This window comes from Comamonas badia DSM 17552, from assembly GCF_000484635.1.
GTDB classification, from domain to species: Bacteria; Pseudomonadota; Gammaproteobacteria; order Burkholderiales; family Burkholderiaceae_C; genus Comamonas_C; species Comamonas_C badia.
In genome coordinates this window covers 697,385-710,643 of sequence record NZ_AXVM01000001.1, presented here as the reverse complement: position 1 = coordinate 710,643, position 13,259 = coordinate 697,385, and the positions used below count along the sequence as shown (strand labels likewise).

The following is a 13,259-nucleotide window of genomic DNA, read 5'->3' as shown; positions in this document are numbered from 1 at the left end:
CCGATGTTTCAAGGCATCTGGATCGACAAGGAAGACGGGCAGTACCGCGCCGATGTGCGTGGGATCAACAAGGAGCAGCTGCCCGAGGGCGACGTGCTGGTGCGCGTGAGCCATTCCACGCTGAACTACAAGGATGCGCTTGCCATCACGGGCGCCTCGCCCGTGGTGCGCCAGTTTCCCATGGTGCCGGGCATCGATTTCGCGGGCGTGGTCGAGACCTCTTCCCATCCGGATTACAAAAGCGGTGATTCGGTGGTGCTCAACGGCTGGGGCGTGGGCGAAAAGCATTGGGGCGGGCTGGCGGAATTTGCCCGCGTGAGCGGCGACTGGCTGGTTCCCTTGCAAGCGCCGTTCACGCTGCGCCAGGCGATGGCGATCGGCACGGCGGGCTACACGGCGATGCTCTGCGTGCTGGCGCTTGAGCGCCACGGCGTCACGCCCGCATCCGGCCCGGTGGTGGTGACCGGGGCGGCGGGCGGCGTGGGCAGCGTGGCGGTCGCGGTGCTGGCCCAATTGGGCTATGAAGTCAGCGCCGTCACGGGGCGGCCGGAGCAGGCGGATTTCCTCAAGCGCCTGGGCGCGCGGCACATCGTCGAGCGCGCCGGCCTGAGCGCGCCGGGCAAGCCGCTGGCCAGGGAGCAATGGGCCGGTGCGATCGACGTGGCGGGCGGCCATGTGCTGGCCAATGTCTGTGCGGCGATGCGCTACCGTGGCGTGGTCGCGGCCTGCGGCCTGGCCTCGGGCATGGATTTTCCGGCGACGGTGGCGCCCTTCATCCTGCGCGGCGTGACGCTCGCGGGCGTTGACAGCGTGATGGCGCCGCGCGCCGATCGGCTGCAGGCCTGGCAGCGCCTGGCGCGGGACCTCGACCCCGCCCTGCTGGAAAGCCTGGCGCAGGACGCCACGCTGGCCGATGCGCTGACGCTTGCACCGCAGATGCTCGAAGGCAAGGTGCGCGGGCGCGTCGTGGTGTCGGTGCGCGGCTGAACCCGACATTTGCGAGGCGCCGCATGCCATCTCTTGCCAAAATGACCTGCATCGAGGACCTGCGCGCCGTGGCCGAGCGCCGCGTGCCGCGCATGTTCTACGACTATGCCGATTCCGGCTCGTGGACCGAGGGCACCTACCGCGCCAACGAGAGCGATTTCCAGCGCATCCAGTTCCGCCAGCGCGTGGCGGTGAACATGGAAGGGCGCAGCACCGCCACCACCATGGTCGGGCAGCAGGTGGCGATGCCCACCTGCATCGCCCCCGTGGGCCTGACCGGCATGCAGCATGCCGACGGCGAGATCCACGCGGCGCGGGCGGCCGAGAAATTCGGCATCCCGTTCACGCTCTCGACCATGAGCATCTGCTCCATCGAGGACATCCGGCAGAACACCGGTGCCGGCCTCGCGTTCTGGTTTCAGCTCTACATGATGCGCGACCGCGACGCGATGGCGCGCATGATCCAGCGCGCCAAGGATGCGCAATGCAGCGCGCTGGTGCTGACGCTGGATCTGCAGGTCATCGGCCAGCGCCACAAGGACATCAAGAACGGCTTGACCGCGCCGCCGCGCCCCACGATCGCCAACATCATCAACCTCATGATGAAGCCGCGCTGGTGCCTGGGCATGGCGGGCACGCGCCGGCGCAGCTTCGGCAACCTGGTCGGGCATGTGAAGGGCGTCTCGGACATGAACTCGCTGGCGGCCTGGACCAACGAGCAGTTTGACCCCCGGCTTTCCTGGGCGGATGTGGACTGGGTCAAGCAGCAGTGGGGCGGCAAGCTCATCCTCAAGGGCATCATGGAGGTGGAAGACGCGCTGCTGGCGGCCGAGCATGGCGTGGATGCCATCGTCGTCTCCAACCACGGCGGGCGCCAGCTCGACGGCGCGCCGTCCAGCATCGCAGCGCTGCCGGCCATCGTTGCGGCGGTGGGCGACAGGCTGGAAGTCTGGATGGACAGCGGCATCCGCACTGGCCAGGACATCCTGCGCGCCTGGGCGCTGGGCGCGCGCGGCACCATGATTGGCCGCGCGATGGTTTATGGCCTGGGCGCGTTTGGCGAGGCCGGCGTGAGCAAGGCGCTGCACATCCTGCACAAAGAGCTGGACACCACCATGGCCTTCTGCGGCCATACCAATATCCAGACGGTGGACCGCTCGATCCTGGTGCCGGGCACCTATCCCGTGGCAGGTTGAGCGTTGGCGTTGGGCGTTGAGCGCTCAACCTGAAATCTGAAACCTGCATCGCCGTGCACACGAAACCGCTGCCTCGGCGCATCGCCCATCTGGACATGGACGCGTTCTATGCGTCGGTGGAGCTGCTGCGCTACCCGCAGCTCAAGGGTCTGCCGGTGGTGATTGGCGGCGCGGCGACGCGGGAAGAAGCGGCGCGCAGCCAGGCGTTTGCCGGGCGGCTGCACGAGATCCCCGTGGCGGCGTTTCCGCGCCTGGCCAGCTACGTGGGCCGGGGCGTGATCACCACGGCCACCTACGCGGCGCGGGCCTTTGGCGTGGGCTCGGCGATGGGCATGATGAAGGCGGCGCGCCTGTGCCCGCAGGCCATCCTGCTGCCGGTGGATTTCGCGCAGTACCGGCGCTATTCGCGCCAGTTCAAGGAGGTCATCCTCGCCATCGCACCGGTGATGGAAAACCGGGGCGTGGACGAGGTCTACATCGATTTCACCGAGGTGCCGGGCGGCCAGCGCGAGGGCGGCAGGGTGCTGGCGCGGCTGATCCAGAAAAGCATTTTCGATGCCACCGGTCTGACCTGCTCCGTGGGCGTTGCGCCCAACAAGCTCATCGCCAAGATGGCGAGCGAGTTCAACAAGCCCAATGGCATCGCGGTGGTGATGCCCGAGGACCTGCAGCCGCTGATCTGGCCGCTGGCCTGCCGCAAGATCAACGGCGTGGGCCCCAAGACCGACGCCAGGCTGCAGAGCCACGGCATTCACACGATTGGCGAGCTGGCGGCGCGGCCGCGCGACTGGCTGCTGGCGCACTTTGGCGCGGCGCATGGCGCCTGGCTGCACGACGCCGCCTGGGGGCGCGACGAGCGCGCCGTGGTGACCGAGAGCGAGCCGGTGAGCATGAGCCGCGAGACGACGTTCGAACGCGATCTGCATGCGGTGCACGACAGGCTGGAACTGGGCGGGATCTTCACCGAGCTGTGCGAGCAGGTGGCCGCGGATTTGCAGCGCAAGGGCTATGCCGGGCGCACCATAGGCATCAAGCTGCGCTACGACGATTTCAGGATCGCCACGCGTGACCAGACCCTTGAGTCGCCGACGCAGGATGCGCTGCTGATTCGCCGCGTGGCCGGGCTGTGCCTGAAGCGCGCGCCGCTGCAAAAGCGGCTGCGCCTGCTGGGGGTGCGGGTGGCGGGGCTGGAGCGGCTGGACGCATCGCCTGGCGCGCCGAGCGCGCAGGTTGACGCATTGTTTTGATCTGCCGAATACCTGTTGCGCCATTGCCGCAAATGCACCCGATTCCACTGCCTGATTTCGCTGCAGACCTGCGCGCTGCCTGTACCATGGTGACGCTTATGCGACAGTGATTGCGTCGTGAAAATTTTGATCAGGGGGGCGAATCATGCGGGTCAATCTACCAGTCACTCAGAACAATTTCGACTACCCGAGTGACGAAATGCTGGTCTCCAGCACCAACACCAAAGGGGAGCTCACCCACTGCAATCCGGCCTTTGCACGCGTGGCCGGCTTCGAGTACGACGAACTCATAGGCCAGCCGCACAACATCATCCGCCACCCGGACATGCCGGCGGCTGCGTTCAAGGATGTCTGGCAGACCATAGGCCGCGGCAAGCCCTGGACCGGCATGGTGAAGAACCGGCGCAAGAACGGCGACCATTACTGGGTGCTGGCCAACTTCACCCCGGTGCTGCAGGGGCGCAAGCCCACGGGCTACATGTCGGTGCGCATCAAGCCGACGCAGGCGCAGATCGCCGAGGCGGAGGCCTTGTACGCCACGATGCGCGCCGAGGCCGAGTCGGGCAAGGTCTCCGTGGTCCTGCGCGGCGGCAAGGTGTTTCACACGGGGCCGCGCGGCTGGTTCGAGCGCGTGGGCGAGATGGATTTCACCGCGCGCATGGCCTGGGCGGTGGGCGCCATGGCGGTGCTCGCGCTGCTGCCCGATGCCTTGGGCATGCAAGGCCTGGCGGCCCTGGCATGGCGCGCGGCGGTGCTGGTGCTGGGCGGCGGCGGCCTGCTGGCCTACTACCACACGCATGTCGCCAAGGCGTTGCTGGAGGCCGAAGGCTTCGCCGGCGACATCGCCGGCTGCAACCTGACCTCCGAGGCGAACGTGGACTACCCCGGCACGCTGGGCGCGGTGATGCGCGGGCTGCGCCAGATCCAGGTCAACCTCAAGGCGGTGGTGGGCGATGTGCGCACCGAGGTGCGCGGCTTTACCCGGGCGGCGGGGGAGATTGCGCAGGGCAGTACGGCGCTGTCGGATCGCACGGAGTCGCAGGCCAGCAGCCTGGAGGAAACCGCCGCGGCGATGGAGCAGCTCTCGGGGACGATCACGCACACGGCGGATGCCACGACGGCCATGGCGTCCGAGAGCGAGCGCAGCTCGCAGGTGGCCAACAAGGGCAGCGCGGCCCTCGCCGAGGTGCGCGGCTCGATGGAAAACCTGCGCAAATCGTCGCAACGCATGGGCGAGATCGTCAGCACCATAGAGAGCATTGCCTTCCAGACCAATCTGCTGGCGCTCAACGCGGCGGTGGAGGCGGCGCGCGCCGGCGAGCAGGGGCGCGGCTTTGCCGTGGTGGCGGGCGAGGTGCGCGCGCTGGCCCAGCGCAGCGCCGGTGCGGCCAAGGAGATCGGCGGGCTGATTCACACCATGGTCTCGGGCATCGAGGACGGCACCGAGCGCATGGCGCAGGCGGGCGACACCATCAGCGACATGGTGCGCTCGGTGCGGCATGTGAGCACCCAGGTCAACGAGATCACCGCGGCGGCGCGCGAGCAGTCGCAGGGCATAGGCCAGGTGAATTTGGCGATTGCGCAGCTCGATACCGTCACGCAGCAGAACGCCGCGCTGGCGGAAGAATCCGCCGCGTCGGCCACCGTGCTGCGCGACGGCTCGGTGTCGCTGGAGCGCAGCGTCGGCGTCTTCCGGCTGTAGCGCGGCGTTATTGCCGCGCCGTGCGCATCGCCTGCGGCAGCGGCATCGGGTGGCTGGTGCGCAGCGGGTTGATGTCCAGCCCGCCGCGGCGCGTATAGCGCGCGTATACCGTGAGCTTGATGGGCTGGCAGCGCGCGCTGATGTCCATGAAGATGCGCTCTACGCACTGCTCGTGAAAGCCCTGGTGGTCGCGAAAGCTCACGATGTAGCGCAGCAGCGCCGCCTGGTCGATCTGCGGCCCGCTGTAGCTGATCTGGAGGCTGCCCCAGTCCGGCTGGCCGGTGACGGGGCAGTTGCTCTTGAGCAGATGGCTCGTCAGGGTTTCTTCCACCGGCGCCTCGTCCAACGCGGCGGTCAGCAGTTCCGGCGCGGGTTCGTAGTGCGTGCATTCCACCTTCAGGCGGTCCAGCAGCAGGCCCTGCATTTCCGCGATGCGTTCTTCTTCAAACTGATCTGGCGCCAGCATCCGCACGCCCACGGTGCCTGGGTGCTCGCTGGCGCGCCAGGCGGCTTCGCTCAGGTCGGCGCGGATACGCTCGCGCACGGCCTCCATGCTCTCGAAGTGCGTGCTGTTGAGGCTGTTCAAGTAGAGCTTGAATGACTTGCTCTCTATCAGATTCGGTGTTTCGCAGGGCAGCGTAAAGTGGGCGATGGCCACCTGCGGTTTACCGCGCGGATCGAGCCACGACAGTTCGTAGGCTGTCCACAGGTCGGCGCCAAAAAAGGGCGGCTTGGCCGGGATGCCGATGGCACTGCGGCCCATGGCACGCGCTATCGGAAAGAGCAGCGTGGGGTCGTAATGCTGCGGGTAGGCGCTGGCTTGGCCCAGGGGGGAATGGTCGGGGGAATACATTTTTGATAGCTGCTAACGCTTGATTGGTAAGCGTTAGAGCGTTATTTTGAGCCTATCGCTTGACGAAGCTGTGGTATTCAGCGGAACTCGCGCTCACGCAGCCATTTGGTGGCGATCCATTTCTCGCCCTCGATCACCGGGCTGCCGCCGTGCAGGCTGCGGGTGCTGGGGTGGGGGCGTTCATAGCTGAAAAACACCGCGTTGCCCTGGCGCGGGGAGACTTCCAGATGCACATCCGGGAAGATGGTGCCGCCGCCTTTGACGGGGTTGTTCAGGTAGATCACCAGCGTGCCCACGCGCTGGCCGCCGCGTGCGAGGATCTTGGCGCTGCCGGCATGCTGGGGGTCGAAGTAGTCGTAGTGCGGCTTGTATTCGGCGCCGGGCTGGTAGTGCAGGATCTGCAGGCCTTCGCCGTTTTCAATCGGCCAGTTGACAAGGCGTGCGATGCGCTCTTCCAGGCGCTGGATCAGCGGCGTCTGGCCACGCTCGAAGAACATGCCGTCGCTGGTGCGCTGCGCGTTCACTTCGCTACCGCCGGTGGCTATTTGCACGGTGAGTGAGCGCTGCAGTTTGGGGCTGGCCTGCGCGATCAATTGTTCGCACTCTTCGCTTGAGAGCAGGTTGCCGAACAGCACCACGCGCGGCGAGGCCAGCGTCATCAGCACCTCCACCTGGCGGTCGCCCGCGTCGAGCAACAGCGGGGCGTCGTCCAGCGCCGGGTCGGGCACCGGCGCGGCCGCGGGCCAGCCCTGCTCCTGCGCCACCTTGTCCAGGTGGCCGCGCAGCACCTGTTCGATCGCATCCACCGCCACGTCCTCGTTCCAGCCGACCTTGCGCATGGCTTCGACAAGGGAGGGCGCGGTCACGCCCGCGGCCGCCTGCGCGACGATCCATTGGCGCAGTTCGCTGGTGATGGCCTGGCTCATGCGGCGTGCTCCCGGCGGAAGACGAGCCGGTCGGGCGTTGACGCCTTGGCGCTGAAGGCGTAGCCCGCGCTGTCAAAACCGCGCAGTTGCCGCGGTGTTTCGGCCCGCTGCTCGATGGCCCAGCGCGCCATCAGCCCGCGGGCGCGCTTGGCGTAGAAGCTGATGATCTTGTAGTCCGCGCCCTTGCGGTCCTCGAACACGCATTCGACGACGCGCGCGGACAGCACCTTGCGATCGACGGATTTGAAATATTCCTGCGACGCGAGGTTGATGATGACCGGATCGGGCGCGTCCGCCAGTTGCCGGTTGAGGTGTTCGGCGATGCGCGGGCCCCAGAACTGGTAGAGGTTGGCACCCTGGGCCGTGGCCAGGCGCGTGCCCATCTCAAGACGGTAGGGCTGCATCCAGTCGAGCGGGCGCAGCACGCCGTAAAGGCCGCTCAGGATGGCGACGTGCGCCTGCGCCCATTGGAGGTCGTCGGAACTCAGCGTGCCCGCCTGCAGGCCTTCGTAAACGTCGCCGTTGAAGGCAAGCACCGCCTGGCGCGCGTTGGCCTTGGTGAAGCGCGGGCTGAAGGCGGCGTAGCGCGCGGCGTTGAGCGCGGCCAGCGCGTCGCTCAGCGACATCAGGTCGGCCACCTGCTGCGGCGATTTTTCACGCAGCGTGGCGATCAGCGCCTGGGTCTGCGGCATGAACTGCGGCAGCGTGTGCGGCAGGCCGGCGGGCAGCGGGCTTTCGTAGTCCAGGGATTTGGCGGGAGAGAGCAGAAACAGCATGGCATGTGCAAGCGAATGGGTCTGCCGTGATTGTCGCCGTGGAAACAGAATGAAAGAAGGGCCCGCGCTGAAGCCAGGGCGGGCCCGTTGAGGATATGCTTCAAAAATGGCGCTAGCGCTTGCTGGGCAAGCGCTGGCAGCTAGCAAAATCGAAGAACGTCAGTGCATTTCTGGCTGATCGAACGGCAATTGCACCTGGCGCAGATCGCGGCGCGTTTCCACCAGCACCAGGGGTCCTTCGTCGATGGCGGCTGGCGCCGGCCGCTCGCGCGGCACATGGATGGGCTGGGGCTCGGCGGCGATTGCGGCCTGCACGGCGGAAACCTTGCCTGCATCCGATTGCACCCAGGTCAGGCCCGATGCCAGCGCCGTATCGGCCAGCGCCTGCACCTGCAGGACAAAGGCCTGTTCGGCGGGCGCGGCAGGGGGTTCGGCGCGGACGGGCGCTGCTGCCGGGGCCTGCACCGGCACGGGCGCCGCCGTCAGCGGCTCCGTGGGCGCCGTCACGTCGATCGGCCGCACCTGCTCCGCCGCCGCGGCGGCTTCGCCGGCAGCCGCGGTGGCCGGCTCGCCCGCCTGATCGGCCGCGGCGAAGTAGCTCTTGCGCGCTGGCGTGAAGGCGGGCTCCTCCTGGGGCAGGATTTGCGTCGGCGCGAAGTCGGCCGGTGCGCCGGTGTCGGCTTCGGTGGCCGTGGCGTCGTCCGCCGGCTGTTCGGCGCGCGGCGTGCGCGGGCGGCGGTCACGGCCGTAACGGTCGCGGGAGCGGCGTTCGCGGCGCTCGCCGTTGGCGGCGTTGTCCGTTGCAGTATCGCCGGCCTCCCCCTGGGCGTTCGATGGCTCGCTGGCGGTGGCGCGATCGACCGGTTCGGCCGTGGGTGCCGTGGTGGGCTGCTGCGGCATTTCCGCGTTGTCGCGTTCGCGGCGCTCGCGCGGCTCGCGGCGGCGGCTGCGCTCGCCGCTGCGCGCGGCGCGTTCCTGGCCGTTGTCGTCGCTGCCGCCGGCTTCCACGCCGGCCGTGGCTGCCGTTGCCTCATCCACGGGCCGTGCCGGCGGGCGCTCGCGGTTGCCGCGGCCCTCGCGCGGCTCGCGGCGCGGGCGCTCCTGGCCATTGCCCTCGCGGGAGTCGCCGCGCTCGCCACGTTCCGTGCGTTCGCCACGGCCGCTGCCGCGGCGGCTGCCGCCGCGGCGGCTGCCGCCCCGCTCCTCGCGCGCGGCGGGTTCCGCGGCCGGCGCGGCAACCGGCGCCGCCGCTGGTGGGCTGGTGGACGCGCCGGCGGATGGCGCGCCAAAACCCAGCAGATTCTTGAGCCATGTCAGAAAGCCCGGTTCCGGAACCGGCTGGGGCGCGGCCACTGGCGCGGCGGCCGGTGCGGCAGGCACCGGGGCGGGCTTGGGCGCAACCACCGGCGCGGGCGCATCCGGCAGCACGCCCTTGATCACCGGCGTCTGCTTGTTGGTGGGCTCCTGCGAGCGGCGGGTGATCTGCGTCTGCTCTTCCTGCAGGTCGGCCATCTTGTAGCTGGCATCCATGTCGTCCAGGCGCGGGTCGTCGTGCTTGAGGCGCTCCAGTTTGTAGTGCGGCGTCTCCAGCGACTTGTTGGGGATGAGCACCACCGCGATGCGCTGGCGCAGCTCGATCTTGGCGATCTCGGTGCGCTTTTCGTTGAGCAGGAAGCTCGCCACCTCCACCGGCACCTGGCAATGCACGGCGGCGGTGTTGTCCTTCATCGATTCTTCCTGGATCATGCGCAGCATCTGCAGCGCAAAACCCTCGGTGTCGCGGATGTGGCCGGTGCCGTCGCACAGCGGGCAGCGGATGTGCGCGCCCTCGCTCAATGCGGGCTTGAGGCGCTGGCGGCTCATTTCCATCAGGCCGAATTTGCTGATGGTGCCGAACTGCACGCGCGCGCGGTCCTGGCGCAGCGCGTCGCGCAGCCGGGTTTCCACGTCGCGGCGGTTGCGGCTCTCTTCCATGTCGATGAAGTCGATCACGATCAGGCCGCCCAGGTCGCGCAATCGCATCTGGCGCGCCACTTCGTCCGCCGCTTCCAGGTTGGTGCGGGTGGCGGTTTCCTCGATGTCGCTGCCCTTGATGGCGCGCGCCGAGTTCACGTCCACCGATACCAGCGCTTCGGTATGGTCGATGACGATCGAGCCGCCCGAGGGCAGCGTGACCATGCGCGCATAGGCCGACTCGATCTGGTGCTCGATCTGGAAACGGCTGAACAGCGGCGCGTCGTCGCGGTAGCGCTTGACGCGCGCGGCATGCTCGGGCATCACGTGCGCCATGAACTGCTGCGCCTGATCGTAGATGTCGTCGGTGTCGATCAGGATGTCGCCGATGTCGGCGCTGAAATAGTCGCGGATGGCGCGGATCACCAGGCTCGATTCCTGGTAGATCAGGAAGGCGCCCTTGCCGGCCTTGGCCGCGCCGTCGATCGCCGACCAGAGCTTGAGCAGGTAGTTCAGGTCCCACTGCAGCTCGGGGGCGCTCCTGCCGATGCCGGCGGTGCGCGCGATGATGCTCATGCCCTTGGGGTATTCGAGCTGGTCCATCGCCTCCTTGAGCTCGGCGCGGTCCTCGCCCTCGATGCGGCGCGAGACGCCGCCGCCGCGCGGGTTGTTGGGCATCAGCACCACGTAGCGGCCGGCCAGGCTGATGAAGGTGGTGAGCGCCGCGCCCTTGTTGCCGCGCTCTTCCTTCTCGACCTGGACGATCAGTTCCTGGCCTTCCTTGATCGCGTCCTGGATGCGTGCCTGCGAGGGCGAGACGCCTTCGGCAAAGTACTGGCGCGAGATTTCCTTGAACGGAAGGAAGCCGTGGCGATCCTCGCCATAGTCGACGAAGCAGGCCTCCAGCGAGGGCTCCACGCGCGTGACCACCGCCTTGTAGATATTGCTCTTGCGCTGCTCGCGCCCCTCGATCTCGATCTCGTAGTCCAGCAGCTTCTGGCCGTCCACGATGGCCAGGCGCCGCTCTTCGGGCTGCGTGGCGTTGATGAGCATCCGTTTCATGATGCGTGTCCCTTGTTTCCTTGTATGGGCCGCAGGCGGCACAACGCCGCGCACGAACCCGCAAATGCCGGGACTGGCGATCGAGACAGGACGGAAGCCGCGCACCCGCTGCGGCCACGCAAAGCCATCAGCTGCGTGGGCGTAGCGGGGGTGGGGCGTGGAGGAGGGCGAAAGGCAGAGGCCGCTGCTTCACTATGTTTTCAGAAGCTGCTTGCGCCTGCCAGATAAGCGATTCAGACGGATTTGGCACGTAAAGCGCAGGCTCACGCCCTTGCCAGTGCGACCAGATCCACGTCAGAACCACCCACATGATTTCGCTTTGATCCGCCGGCGCCGCGCCCGGGTAGGGCGCTGGCCAGCCTTGAATTCCGTATGCTGTATGTCGATGCGACAGCCCGCCGGGTGGGTGCCTGCAAAGGCGTCGTCTCCCGGTGGCATCACCAGCCTGTGCGACGGGTTGGGCGGGCGGCCACTAAACTTCAGCCACTTCAACCACTTACACACTCTTCGCGCAGGTGATGTCAATTATAGAGGGCAAACCGTCGGGGGCGGCGGCGGCCGCGCGCCAGCTGCGGGTGGACGCCGAATCCGCCGGGCAGCGGCTCGATAACTTCCTGCTGCGCCACTTGAAGGGCGTGCCCAAGACCCATGTCTACCGCATCATCCGCAGCGGCGAGGTGCGCCTGAACAAGGGCCGCACCAGCGCCGATGCGCGCGTGGCCGAGGGCGACCTGGTGCGCCTGCCGCCGGTGCGCGTGGCCGAAAAGCCCGCGGGCGCGCCCTTGGCCCCGGCGCGGGAATTTCCCCTGCTGCTGGAAGACGACTGGCTGATCGCGCTGAACAAACCGGCTGGCGTGGCGGTGCATGGCGGCAGCGGCGTGAGCTTTGGCGTGATCGAGCAGCTGCGCCGCGCGCGGCCCGAGGCGAAATTCCTCGAACTGGTGCACCGGCTCGACCGCGACACCTCGGGCATTCTGCTGGTGGCGCGGCGCCGCGCGGCGCTCACCGCCCTGCAGGAGCAGTTCCGCGAGCGAGCGACGGGCAAGACCTACCTGGCGCTGGTCGTCGGCACCTGGCCGGAGAAGCTCAAGGTGATCGACGCGCCGCTGCACAAATACCTGCAGCCCGATGGCGAGCGGCGCGTGCGCACCACCACGGTGGATGACCCCGATGGCATGCGCGCGATCACGCTGGTCAAGCGCCGCAGCGTGCTGGCCGCGCGCCACGCGCAGGGCCTGCCCGCCATGAGCCTGCTGGAGGTGACGATCAAGACCGGGCGCACGCACCAGATCCGCGTGCACCTCGCAAGCCAGGGCCACGCCATCGTCGGTGATGAGAAATACGGCGACTTCGACCTCAACAAGCGCCTGCACAAGCTCGGCCTGCAGCGCATGTTTCTGCACGCCTGGCGGCTGCAGTTCGATCATCCCGCCACCGGCGAGCGCGTGCAGCTGCAGGCTGAATTGCCGCCTGAACTTGCCGCCTTCATTGAAAACCAAACGACATGACCGCTGCTTCTTCCCGCCGTTTTGACCTGATCGCCTTCGATTGGGACGGCACCCTGTTTGATTCCACCCAGCTCATCGTGCGCTGCATCCAGGAGGCGGTGCGCGACGTGGGCGGCGCCGTGCCCAGCCCCGAAGCCGCCGCCTGGGTGATAGGCATGGCGCTGCCGCAGGCCCTCGCCCGCGCCGCGCCCGACGTGCCGCCCAGCCAATACGCGGAGCTCGCCAACCGCTACCGCGTGCACTACGCGCAGCACCAGGACGATCTGAGTTTGTTCGATGGCGTGCTGCCGATGCTGGCGCACCTCAAGGCCAGCGGCCACCTGCTGGCCGTGGCCACCGGCAAGAGCCGCCGGGGCCTGAACCACGTGCTGGCCACCGCGCAGCTCAAGGGCGTGTTCGACGCCTCGCGCACGGCCGATGAAACCGCTGGCAAGCCCGACCCGCTGATGCTGCACGAGCTGATGGCCGAATTCGACCTGCCGCCCGAGCGCGTGCTGATGGTGGGCGACACCACGCACGACCTGGAGATGGCGCGTAACGCCGTCTGCGCCAGCGTGGGCGTGGCCTATGGCGCGCACGACAGCGAAGGGTTCGCGCCGCTCGCGCCGCTGTTCGTCGCGCCCACCGTCGCGCGGCTCGATGCCTGGCTCTCGGAGCATGCGTGATGGCTGAAGCGGCCGCGGGGGAGCGCATTCTTCTGTGCGCCAGCAGCGATCTGGCCGAAGGCGGCACCGGCGTGGCCTTTGGCGTGGTCTACCGCGGCGAGAAGCTGCGCGCCTTCGCCGTGCGCTGGCAGGGCCAGGTGCAGGCCTACCTGAACCGCTGCACCCATGTGTGGACGGAGCTGGACTACCGCGAAGGGCATTTTTTCGACATCACCGGACAGCTGCTCGTCTGCGCCACGCACGGCGCGGTGTTCGAGCCCGATACCGGCTGCTGCGTGGGCGGCCCGGGGCGCGGACCGCTCACCAGGATCACCACCACGGAAGAAGCGGGCAAGGTGTACTGGCATACTGCCGCGCTCCTGCAACCGCAAACCGCGTGACCCC

The 13,259-nt window shown here is 68.0% G+C and carries 11 protein-coding genes; 7 read left to right on the top strand and 4 right to left on the bottom strand.

The genetic code is table 11. The features are described from left to right. Window positions 1-3: 3 nt before the first annotated feature. From acuI to K320_RS0103420, 4 genes are all read left to right on the top strand, one after another. Window positions 4-987, top strand: a complete 984-nt coding sequence (gene acuI, locus K320_RS0103435; RefSeq protein WP_024537482.1) for an acrylyl-CoA reductase (NADPH) — start codon at window positions 4-6, stop codon at window positions 985-987. 23 nt (window positions 988-1,010) lie between these two features. Further along, window positions 1,011-2,183, top strand: coding sequence for an alpha-hydroxy acid oxidase (locus K320_RS0103430; protein WP_024537481.1), 1,173 nt, complete (start codon window positions 1,011-1,013; stop codon window positions 2,181-2,183). A 95-nt stretch (window positions 2,184-2,278) separates the two neighbouring features. Next, window positions 2,279-3,430: a DNA polymerase IV gene (dinB, locus tag K320_RS0103425; RefSeq protein WP_024537480.1), complete on the top strand. Its 1,152-nt coding sequence runs from the start codon at window positions 2,279-2,281 to the stop codon at window positions 3,428-3,430. A 145-nt stretch (window positions 3,431-3,575) separates the two neighbouring features. After that, window positions 3,576-5,132 carry a methyl-accepting chemotaxis protein gene (locus tag K320_RS0103420; protein WP_024537479.1) on the top strand — a complete coding sequence of 519 codons (1,557 nt, stop codon included), beginning with the start codon at window positions 3,576-3,578 and terminating at the stop codon, window positions 5,130-5,132. Between the two features lie 7 nt (window positions 5,133-5,139). On the opposite strand, the gene queF is transcribed toward K320_RS0103420, so the two are convergent. The 4 genes from queF to K320_RS0103400 all read right to left on the bottom strand — a co-directional run bounded on the left by queF (window position 5,140) and on the right by K320_RS0103400 (window position 10,702). Further along, a complete protein-coding gene (gene queF / locus K320_RS0103415) occupies window positions 5,140-5,985 on the bottom strand; it encodes an NADPH-dependent 7-cyano-7-deazaguanine reductase QueF (RefSeq protein WP_024537478.1) in 846 nt (281 codons plus the stop codon). Window positions 5,986-6,062: 77 nt separating this feature from the next. Beyond that, entirely contained in the window at window positions 6,063-6,911 is an 849-nt protein-coding gene (locus K320_RS0103410; protein WP_024537477.1) for a 2OG-Fe(II) oxygenase, read from the bottom strand. Beyond that, window positions 6,908-7,687 (bottom strand): peroxide stress protein YaaA, encoded by a 780-nt coding sequence (gene yaaA / locus K320_RS0103405; protein WP_024537476.1) that lies wholly within the window; start codon window positions 7,685-7,687, stop codon window positions 6,908-6,910. Before yaaA ends, K320_RS0103410 begins: the two co-directional genes overlap by 4 nt. 159 nt (window positions 7,688-7,846) lie before the next feature. Next, window positions 7,847-10,702 (bottom strand): Rne/Rng family ribonuclease, encoded by a 2,856-nt coding sequence (locus K320_RS0103400; RefSeq protein ID WP_024537475.1) that lies wholly within the window; start codon window positions 10,700-10,702, stop codon window positions 7,847-7,849. Window positions 10,703-11,217: 515 nt separating this feature from the next. Here K320_RS0103400 and K320_RS0103395 point away from each other — a divergent pair. The 3 genes from K320_RS0103395 to K320_RS0103385 are packed head-to-tail and all read left to right on the top strand — an operon-like array spanning window position 11,218 to window position 13,255. After that, entirely contained in the window at window positions 11,218-12,210 is a 993-nt protein-coding gene (locus tag K320_RS0103395; protein WP_407059747.1) for an RluA family pseudouridine synthase, read from the top strand. Then, window positions 12,207-12,875, top strand: a complete 669-nt coding sequence (locus K320_RS0103390; RefSeq protein WP_024537473.1) for an HAD-IA family hydrolase — start codon at window positions 12,207-12,209, stop codon at window positions 12,873-12,875. The genes K320_RS0103395 and K320_RS0103390 overlap by 4 nt, the downstream gene beginning before the upstream one ends. Then, a complete protein-coding gene (locus tag K320_RS0103385; protein ID WP_024537472.1) occupies window positions 12,875-13,255 on the top strand; it encodes a Rieske (2Fe-2S) protein in 381 nt (126 codons plus the stop codon). Before K320_RS0103390 ends, K320_RS0103385 begins: the two co-directional genes overlap by 1 nt. Window positions 13,256-13,259 lie beyond the last annotated feature (4 nt).